The sequence below is a fragment of the Methanofastidiosum sp. genome (assembly GCA_013178285.1).
GTDB lineage: Archaea > Methanobacteriota_B > Thermococci > Methanofastidiosales > Methanofastidiosaceae > Methanofastidiosum.
This window is the reverse complement of record JABLXD010000045.1, coordinates 1-9,445: the sequence shown is the minus strand read 5'-3', so window position 1 is coordinate 9,445 and position 9,445 is coordinate 1. Positions and strand designations below refer to the sequence as shown.

Genomic DNA, 9,445 nt, shown 5'->3' with positions numbered 1-9,445 from the left:
AGAAAAATTAATCAATTTCTTCTATTCTCTTCTTTTTACTATAAAATAATTTTTTAGTATCTTTAAAAAATCTTTCTTGTAGAACTAAAAATGAAGGTAAAACAACAAAGTAATCGCTGCGCAGCTAAATACTCCGACAAATAGAAGTTTACCCAAAACATCAAGAAAATTAAGTGTTGCCGCCAATATCGCCATAAATCCAAATCCTGCAACTACTGAAGATAGTATCACTGGTTCAAATATTCCCTGAACTGTGTTTACTATTCTTTCAACCATAACTGGACTTCTCTCTAATCTAAATCTATTTATTGTCTGGATGGCAAAATCAATTCCAATACCTGCCATAATAGACAAAATACCTACTAGTCCTGAGTCCATAGTTGTTCCCATAAATCCTGCTATCCCCATCATCCACATAATTCCCACTCCAACTGCTAATAATGGGATAACTCCATAACGAACTGACATAAAAGTCAACATTACACAAGCTAAAATTCCAATCAATCCTAAAGTTGAAAGTTTTGATAACTCAGGCATAATAATATCAGTCAATTCTCTAATCATTGAAATGGTACCACCAGGCTGAACTGAAAGTGGCGTCATAGTTAGTACATTTTTAATGTCATCATAGAGTTGCAACTGATCAGCACCTTTAGAAACATCCAATCGTAAGATAAGATACTCTAAGCTATCAGACACTTCAAGTCTTCTCTTCAAATCTTCTTTTGGAAGATATATGTCTTTAATATCTAAATTGAAAGAAGAGCCTTCTACATTGTAAATATTAATCAGCTGATTATTAAGTGAATAGACTTCTTTCAATAAATTTGGGGATAGAACGTTTTCTGACTCTATTAAAACTAACATTGAGTCATATCTCTGGAATTTATCCTGTAAAGTATTAAATACTTTCATTACTTGTGAATTTTCTGGTAGAGAACTCTCCTCCGTTTCCTCTACAACTTTTATGTAACTCATACCTGATGCAAGTAATAGGGTCAAAACAATGCCCACTAGGAGGAAAGATTTCGGTTTTCTGGCCTGCAACTCAGAAAACTTTCCAATTTTCTTTTCTAATTTTTTATTCTTTATTTCAATTCCACTTACAGTCCATTCTTTTAAGGACATTAAACAAGGCAAAAAGAAAAACGCGCCTATCAAGCAGTTAATTATACCTAACGAAAGAGTCTGACCAAGATGCACAACTGAAGGCATAGAAGAAAAAGTTAAGGCAACAAACCCTGCAATGGTAGTCGTGCTTGACCCAATAGTACCTTTTCCAACACCTGCAATCATCGCGATTACCCTTGTTTCATTAGGCGCCCCTTTTTTTGCTTCTTCCCTGTACCTTGACATCATAAATATTCCATACTCTGTTCCAAGCCCGATAATAATTGCACCAAATGTTCCAGTGGCCATACTTATAGGCACCCCCATCATAGATAGTTGCCCCGTAGTCCAAATCATTCCAAGAACGGGAGGCGCAATAACTAAAAATGATTTAACATGAAAAATCAAAGTTAATAATATTAGTATGATTAACAATGCAAAAAGAACAGTTTTTATTATATCTTCTTGCAAAATTTCAAGTAAAGTTTTAATTAGAATTGGTGTTCCAGTAATCTCATAATTTAATCCATATAGTTCTTCCTTTTCTACTTCTTCTTCGACTATTTTAATTATTGAATTAATGCTTGATTGATCATAAACAAAACTTGTGGTCTTCACCAATACAATAGCTGCAGAATAATCGCTTGATATCAGTTGTGGCATTTTTTCTGCTGCGTCTTTTAGATAAATTTCATTATCTGGAATTCCTCCGAATAATGAATAGTAAATAGAACCCGGACCTACAGCATCTAAAATTTCAGGTCTAGATTTTAATCTTTGCTCCAGTCTGTAGATACTTTCTAAGGATTTTTTGTTTCTGATATCTGAAACTTCATCAAGATTAGTTTCTAAAAGAATTATTATGGCCTCTTCTGCACCAAACTCATTTGTAATTAACTCTTGAGTTTTTACAACATCAAAATTTTGAGGGATCTCTTTCATCATGTTCGATTCAAAACGAAGATTCAGTGATTGAGAACCAAAAAATAAAGTCAAAACTAACATTGCAATTACGATAATCTTAGAGTATCTGTATTCTAAAACCCCCAATTTACCGAGAAAAGTATCCCTCAACTCATGCATTAATACTCCTCTTTTTGCGATCTAAACATTATATTTTTTAAACTTATTAAAATTATTGGGTAAAATGATTAAAAAAGCCCCAAAGTGCCCCGAATGTAGATCCGAAAAAACTGTTCTCATTATATATGGTATTCCTAGTCATGGACTTTTAGATGGTTCCCAGAAAGGAGATTACATACTAGGGAGTTGCAAGATAGAACCAGAAGCCCCAAGATACCATTGTAAGCGATGTAAAAATGAATGGAGTAAGCTAGAGGATGATCCCGAAATTTTTGACATTATGATTGGCCTTAAAATTAGGGCCAGATCAAAACTTCAACAATTCTTCTTCCCATACTTCCTTACATTCACATTCATACTCTAAGATTTTTGGATCATTCTTAAGAGAAAATTCTAAAATCTTTTTTTCAATCTCTCTGTTGCAGGCCTTGCAATTTTTAGGGCCACGTGACCTTCCAAATGCAACAGGGTGACAAATTATATCTGGCCTTAAATTTGAGGTCTCTTTTAATATCTTTAGAATACTCCAACCCCAAGGGGGAGAATACTCTCCTTTTTTCCATAGATATTCAACTAGTGTATTTTTATGAATTGTCATTGGATTAAATGAAATTACATCTGCAATATTTTCTATTGTCTTTGCAGATTCAATTGCGTCATATATGGCTTCTTTTTCATTTAAGAATGGAGGCTTAATCATAAGATAGGCCTTATTTTTAATACCTAATTTTTTTAATATTCCGCTTGCAGAGAGAAAGTCTTCAAATTTAAATCCTTTGTTAATTGAATGTTCAAGTATCTTGTTATTTGCTGACTCTAATCCTACTGCAACTTCAATTTGAAGATCCTCATTTCCCATTATTTCCAGTAAATACTCTTCTTTGATATATTCTGGTCTTGACTCTAAAGTAACTTCATCTATCCCTTTTTCAGAAAGAAATGAAACTATCTTCTTTGCACATTCAAAGCTGACTTCTCTTGGATCAAGAAAACTACCAGATGTAAAAAGTTTGACCTTTCTTATCTCTTTATCATAAGCATTGTCAAACTCATCAACAATCATCTTGAAGATATCTATTGAAGGATCAACAGGAGAATCTTCAAAGTATGAGCACATATTGCACCTTCTCCATCTGCACCCAACAGTTGGTAAAATTATTGAAAGTGCTTTTGATTCTTTACCCTGAACGTTTTCCCTATTATAGAAGAACATTAAATTCTCTAAATGAACTGAGTTTAAAAGCCTCACTCAAAGAGACAGTTCATGCAGTTTACAGCTATAATAGAAATTACAAATGCAATAACTGCAAATGCAATCCAGATCCTTCTTCTGTAATATCTTTCAGAAATATATATAATAAAAAAAGATGTTGAAAGAAAATAACATAATAATGGAAATATTGGCATCGTGATAAGTAAAAATAGATTGTATCCCATAAGATAAAGTGACCACTCAATGCCACTCCAGCTGACGCCTATAAAAACAACACCAAAAATGAACAATTCTTCTGCTTTTTTGTAATCCTTATCTCTTAAAAAAAGAGAATAAATAATTAAAAAAGAACTCAATATAGAGCTTAAAATCGAATAGTGAAACCCTAAAGATTCAAGACCCATTTTATTCCAGCACTGCACCTTTATCAGATGAAGATACAAGTTTTCTATATCTCAAAAGCATTCCAGGTATGTCTTTCTTTGGAGGCTTAACAGTCTTTAATCTTTCTTCTATTTCTTTATCAGTAAGCGCAACTTCAAGCTTTCTCTTTGGTATATCTATTCTTATGATATCTCCATCTTTTACTGCAGCAATTGGCCCTTTGTCAAAAGCTTCAGGGGATATATGGCCTATACAAGGGCCTCTAGTTCCTCCAGAAAATCTTCCGTCTGTAATTAAGGCCACAGATTCAGCTAATCCCATGCCTGCAATCAAACTTGTTGGCTCTAACATCTCTCTCATTCCAGGGCCACCTTTTGGACCTTCGTATCTTATCACTACCACCATTCCTGACTTAATTTTTCCAGCAAGTATGGCTTTAGTCGCCGCCTCTTCACTTTCAAAGACTTTGGCCTTGCCTTCAAACTTCATTATTTTATCGCTAACTGCTGTCTGTTTCACAACTGATCCATTAGGCGCAAGATTTCCCTTAAGGATGGCTATTCCACCTTGTTTGTGGTAAGGATTATCTGTGTTCCTGATTGTATCGGATTTAACCATCTTTGTCTTTTTTAGGACGTCCCCAAGCGAGTTCCCCATAATCGTCTTTGTTTCAAGATTTAGTTTATCTTTTAATCTAAGTAATATCTGTGGTATACCCCCAGCATCATCAAAATCTCTCATAAAGAACGGTCCACCTGGCCTTAAATTTACAAGATGGGGCGTTTCTTTTGATAATTTATCAAATAAGTTTAATGGAAGATTAAGTCCAAACGCATGAGCAACAGCTGGCAAATGTAGTGCAGTATTTGATGATCCGCCTATTCCCATATCAACTCTTATAGCATTTTCAAAACTGTTTTTAGTGACTATGTCCCTCGGTTTGAGATCTTTCTTTACTAGTTCTACTATGAGTTTTCCCGTTTGATATGCTATATCTTCTTTTCTCTTGTCATTAGCATGAATTGTTGCACTTCCTGGGATAGATAATCCTAGGGCTTCTGTCATACATGCCATAGAGTTTGCCGTGAATAATCCTGCACAAGCACCCGCACCAGGACAACTTCTTTTTTCTATCTCTTTCAGTTCTTTTTCAGAAATCTCTCCTTTCTTAAAACTACCAATAGCCTCAAAAATTGAGATAAGATCCAGTCTTTTACCATTATACTCTCCAGGCTCCATTGGGCCTCCAGTTACCATAGCTGCAGGTATGTTCACTCTACCGGCAGCCATAAGCATACCGGGAGTTATCTTGTCACAGTTTGTGACTCCAATCCAACCATCAAACAAGTGGGATGAAACCATTAATTCTACTGAATCAGCAATTATATCTCTTGAAGGAAGTGAGTATCTCATACCTTGGTGCCCCATTGCAATTCCATCACATATACCAGGCATTCCAAATTCAAATGGTATGCCTCCAGCATCTCTAATGCCTTTCTTCACAAGTTCTGTAAGTTTTCTAAGATTAATGTGACCTGGAACTATTTCGGAATATGCAGATGCAACACCTATGAAAGGCTTCTTAAAATCTGCATCTTTAAGACCATCTGCCCTTAATAATCCTCTGGCACCTGCTTTGTCAATATCATCTTTAATAATTGAACTTTTCACTTAATCACATCCACAAATTTTGACAATCCATATTCAACACTATCTACAAGGGCGTACCAACTTGCAGTTATTATGTTCTCTGAAACTCCAACAGTATCCCAAGTCTTATTATATCCGTGGGTTCTTATCAAAACTCTAACAACTGATCCAGTTCCTTCTTCTCCTTCAAGTACCCTTACCTTATAGTCAGTAAGATTGAAGTTCTTAATTTCTGGGTATGCACCAATAAGGGCTTTTCTTAAGGCCTTGTCCAGTGCATTTACAGGTCCGTTACCCTCAGCAGCTGTATGGAACTCTTTTTCACCCACTCTGAGTTTAATTGTAGCTTCAGAACGAGAATCCATATCTCCTCTTTTGTCAATAACTACTCTAAATCCTTCAAGTTCAAAGAATTTTTTATAAGTTCCCAATGCTTTCTTCATAAGAAGCTCAAAAGACGCCTCTGCACCCTCAAACTGGTATCCTTCGTTTTCAAGTTTCTTTATTTTTTCAAGTATTAAATCAAGTTTTGAGTCAGACTCTAAATCAACCCCATACTCTTTGGCCTTAAAAACAATGTTGCTTCTTCCGGATAGCTCTGAAACTATGACTCTTGTTCTATTTCCAACAAGCTCTGGCCTAATATGCTCGTAGGTGTCTGGGTGTCTTTGAATAGCACTTACATGAATTCCCCCTTTATGGGCAAATGCACTAGAACCAACATATGGCTGATGCATTTCAGGGGAGATATTTCCTAATTCTGCTATGTATGCAGAAACGTTTTTCAGTTTAGCCAACTGTTCATCTGTAACGCAATTGAGCTTCATCTTAATTTTAAGGCCAGGGATTATTGAGCACAAGTTTGCATTACCACATCTTTCACCATATCCATTAATAGTTCCCTGAACATGAACGGCCCCATTTTTAACTGCCTCAAGAGAATTTGCAACAGCACACTCTGAGTCATTATGAGCGTGAATACCAATATTACTCTTTATTTCGGATTTAATTTGGGAAATAATATTTCCTATTTCAAATGGCAGGCTCCCTCCGTTTGTGTCGCATAAAGATATACAGTCTGCACCAGCTTTATCCGCTTCTTTAATTGTTGCTAGAGCATAGTCTTTGTTTCTCTTATATCCGTCAAAGAAGTGTTCTGCATCATAAATCACTTCGATACCATGTTCTTTCAGAAAGACTATAGAATCATAGATCATCTCCAGATTTTTTTCAAGAGGAACTTTTAATGCCTCAATCACATGAAAGTCCCAGCTTTTTCCAAAGATTGATGCAACTTCTGTATCAACATCTAAAATAGCCTTTAAATTAGGGTCATCTTCAGCCTTAAGTTTTGCTCTTCTGGTACTTCCAAAAGCCGATATCTTTGAAGTGGTCAATGAAAGAGCTTTAGCATTCTTAAAAAACTCAACATCCTTGGGATTTGAGCCTGGCCATCCACCTTCGATATAGTGTATTCCTAGTTCGTCAAGCTTTTCACATACCTTTAACTTGTCATTAGCGGAGAAGGCAATACCTTCTCCCTGTGTTCCGTCTCTTAAGGTTGTATCAAAAAGCTTTATCATTTTTTTCTCCTTATTCTTTCATCTTCTTCACTATTTCGTCCCCGACCTCAGTTGTCTTTGAAGTTCCTCCAAGGTCCTGTGTTCTTACCTTTCCTTCTTCTAATACTTTGACAACTGCCTTTTCAATTATTGAAGCAGTTTTTGGCTCTCCAATCGTCTCAAGCATCATTACTCCGCTTAAAATTGTGGCAAGAGGATTTGAAACATTTTTACCTTTGTATTTTGGTGCAGATCCGTGTATAGGTTCAAACATTGAAACTCCATCAGGATTGATATTTCCACCTGCTGCAAGACCAAGTCCACCTTGAATCATAGCACCAAGATCAGTGATAATATCTCCAAACATATTTGGTGCAACAACAACTTGATACCATTGTGGCTGCTTTACAAACCACATTGTAATTGCATCAACGAATGCAAATTCAGTTTCGTATCCGGGATATTCCTTTGAAACTTCTTCAAACACGTCTCTCCAGAGACTGTAAATATTTGTTAATACATTGGCCTTATCAACAGAAGTAACTCTCTTTTTACCTTTCATCTTAGCAAGTTCAAAGGCATATCTTATGACTCTTTTTGACCCTTCTCTTGAAATCATACCTATCTGGTATGCTATCTCTTCAGGCCTATCAATATCAATTCCCATATTGAACTTGACTTCATATAAGTCTCTAATTACTTCGAGTTGTTCTTTGTTCATTGTTCCCTTAAATCTTCCACCTATTCCAATGTAGAAATCTTCTGTGTTTTCTCTTATTACGTGGAAGTTAATATCTTTGTAGGTCTTGTCTTTAAGTGGGCAGGGAACGTTAGGATAGGATACAATTGGCCTTAAATTTACATATTGATCAAAATAAAATCTCATTTTTAGGAGGATACCTTTTTCAAGTATACCGGGGGCAACTCTTGGATCTCCAATAGCACCAAAGTATATTGCATCCTTTTTCTTAAGTTCCTTAAGTGTTTCTTCTGTTATTAATTCTCCAGTTTTTAGGTAATGTTCAGAACCGTTTTGATAATATTCCCAATCAATGTCTAGTCCTGTAATCTTACAAGCTGCATCTATTACTTTCTTTCCTTCTTCGATTATCTCAGGTCCTATGCCGTCACCGGGCATTATGGCTATTTTTTTCATTTAGAACCTCCTTTACGTATTCCATCAAGCCACCTTTCTCTACTATCTTCAGTAAAAATGGAGGTAGCGGTTTAAATTCAAAGATCTCACTGGATCTTTTGTTTTTTATAGTTCCTTTTTTCAGATCGACTACTAGTTCATCTCCTTCATTGGCTTTAACATCACATTCAATCAATGTTAATCCCAGATTAATAGAATTTCTAAAAAAGATTCTTGCAAAGCTTTTCGCTATGACACAAGATATCCCTGCTCCCATGAGTGCTCTAGGTGCATGTTCCCTTGAGGAGCCACAGCCAAAGTTTCTTCCTGCTACTATAATGTCTCCGTCTCTAACAATGCTATTGAATTCTGGCCTTACTTTTACGAAGGCGTTTTTTGCCAGTTCTTTTGGGTCTCCAGTTACTAAAAATTCTGCCGGAATAATTTGATCTGTGTCTACATTGTCTCCAAACTTAATGGCTCTTCCTTCAAGAACTTCCTTCATTAAAGCACCTCTCTAGGGTCAACTATTCTTCCTTCTAGTGCAGAAGCTGCAACAACCGCTGGATTTGCTAAATATACTTCCGAATTTTTATGTCCCATTCTCCCTATGAAGTTTCTGTTTGTAGTAGCAACGCATTTTTCACCCTCAGCAAGTATGCCCATATACCCTCCAAGACACGCTCCACATGTTGGGCCACAGACAAAACAGTCAGCTTTCTCGAAAATATCGATTAATCCTTCTTTTAAAGCCTGATTGAATACTTCCTTAGTTGCGGGAACAACGAGCATTCTAACTTCGGGATTTATTTTCCTTCCTTTTAGTATTTCTGCAGCTATCCTCAGATCTTCAATTCTACCATTGGTACATGAACCAAGATATGCTTGGTCTATCTTTACATCAACTTCAGAAGCTGGTGCCGTGTTACTTGGTAAAAATGGTTTTGCAACTGTAGGGGGTATGTCTTCTGCATCATACTTCAATTCTTCAATATAGTATGCATCTTTATCGGAATATACTGGATTATAATTTCCCCTTACTCTATTCTGAAGATACTCAAAGACTTTATCGTCTGGAGGAATAATTCCAGCCTTTCCACCAGCCTCAATTGCCATATTTGAAATGGATATCCTGTCGGAGAGTGTTAAATTTTCAATGGTGTTTCCATAATATTCCATTGCTTGATATAAAGCACCCTCTACTCCAATATCCCCAATTACATGAAGGATTATATCTTTGCCATATACATAATTGTCAAGTTTTCCATTAACTGTTATTTTAATACTATCAGGTACTTTTAACCAAAG

8 protein-coding genes are annotated in these 9,445 nt (G+C 35.9%); all 8 read right to left on the bottom strand.

What is annotated here, in order from left to right:
- Positions 1-84 precede the first annotated feature (84 nt).
- Complete coding sequence (locus tag HPY60_10440) at positions 85-2,193, bottom strand: MMPL family transporter (GenBank protein ID NPV51594.1); 2,109 nt, start codon at positions 2,191-2,193, stop codon at positions 85-87.
- A 307-nt stretch (positions 2,194-2,500) separates the two neighbouring features.
- A complete protein-coding gene (locus tag HPY60_10435; protein NPV51593.1) occupies positions 2,501-3,406 on the bottom strand; it encodes an archaeosine biosynthesis radical SAM protein RaSEA in 906 nt (301 codons plus the stop codon).
- Positions 3,407-3,438: 32 nt separating this feature from the next.
- Positions 3,439-3,810, bottom strand: a complete 372-nt coding sequence (locus HPY60_10430; protein NPV51592.1) for a hypothetical protein — start codon at positions 3,808-3,810, stop codon at positions 3,439-3,441.
- Between the two features lies 1 nt (position 3,811).
- Positions 3,812-5,461 carry a dihydroxy-acid dehydratase gene (gene ilvD, locus HPY60_10425; protein ID NPV51591.1) on the bottom strand — a complete coding sequence of 550 codons (1,650 nt, stop codon included), beginning with the start codon at positions 5,459-5,461 and terminating at the stop codon, positions 3,812-3,814.
- Positions 5,458-7,023, bottom strand: coding sequence for a citramalate synthase (locus HPY60_10420; GenBank protein NPV51590.1), 1,566 nt, complete (start codon positions 7,021-7,023; stop codon positions 5,458-5,460). Before HPY60_10420 ends, ilvD begins: the two co-directional genes overlap by 4 nt.
- A gap of 10 nt (positions 7,024-7,033) precedes the next feature.
- A complete protein-coding gene (locus HPY60_10415; protein ID NPV51589.1) occupies positions 7,034-8,158 on the bottom strand; it encodes an isocitrate/isopropylmalate dehydrogenase family protein in 1,125 nt (374 codons plus the stop codon).
- Positions 8,130-8,642 carry a 3-isopropylmalate dehydratase small subunit gene (locus tag HPY60_10410; protein ID NPV51588.1) on the bottom strand — a complete coding sequence of 171 codons (513 nt, stop codon included), beginning with the start codon at positions 8,640-8,642 and terminating at the stop codon, positions 8,130-8,132. Before HPY60_10410 ends, HPY60_10415 begins: the two co-directional genes overlap by 29 nt.
- Positions 8,642-9,445 (bottom strand): 3-isopropylmalate dehydratase large subunit (locus tag HPY60_10405; protein ID NPV51587.1); only part of this gene is annotated, 804 nt, incomplete at its 5' end. The genes HPY60_10410 and HPY60_10405, both read right to left, overlap by 1 nt.

What these genes read in the sequence shown, in the direction of transcription:
- HPY60_10440 (NPV51594.1), bottom strand. Translation starts at nt 2,193, where the DNA reads ATGCATGAGTTGAGGGATACTTTTCTCGGTAAATTGGGGGTTTTAGAA.
- HPY60_10435 (NPV51593.1), bottom strand. Translation starts at nt 3,406, where the DNA reads ATGTTCTTCTATAATAGGGAAAACGTTCAGGGTAAAGAATCAAAAGCA.
- HPY60_10430 (NPV51592.1), bottom strand. Translation starts at nt 3,810, where the DNA reads ATGGGTCTTGAATCTTTAGGGTTTCACTATTCGATTTTAAGCTCTATA.
- HPY60_10420 (NPV51590.1), bottom strand. Translation starts at nt 7,023, where the DNA reads ATGATAAAGCTTTTTGATACAACCTTAAGAGACGGAACACAGGGAGAA.
- HPY60_10415 (NPV51589.1), bottom strand. Translation starts at nt 8,158, where the DNA reads ATGAAAAAAATAGCCATAATGCCCGGTGACGGCATAGGACCTGAGATA.
- HPY60_10410 (NPV51588.1), bottom strand. Translation starts at nt 8,642, where the DNA reads ATGAAGGAAGTTCTTGAAGGAAGAGCCATTAAGTTTGGAGACAATGTA.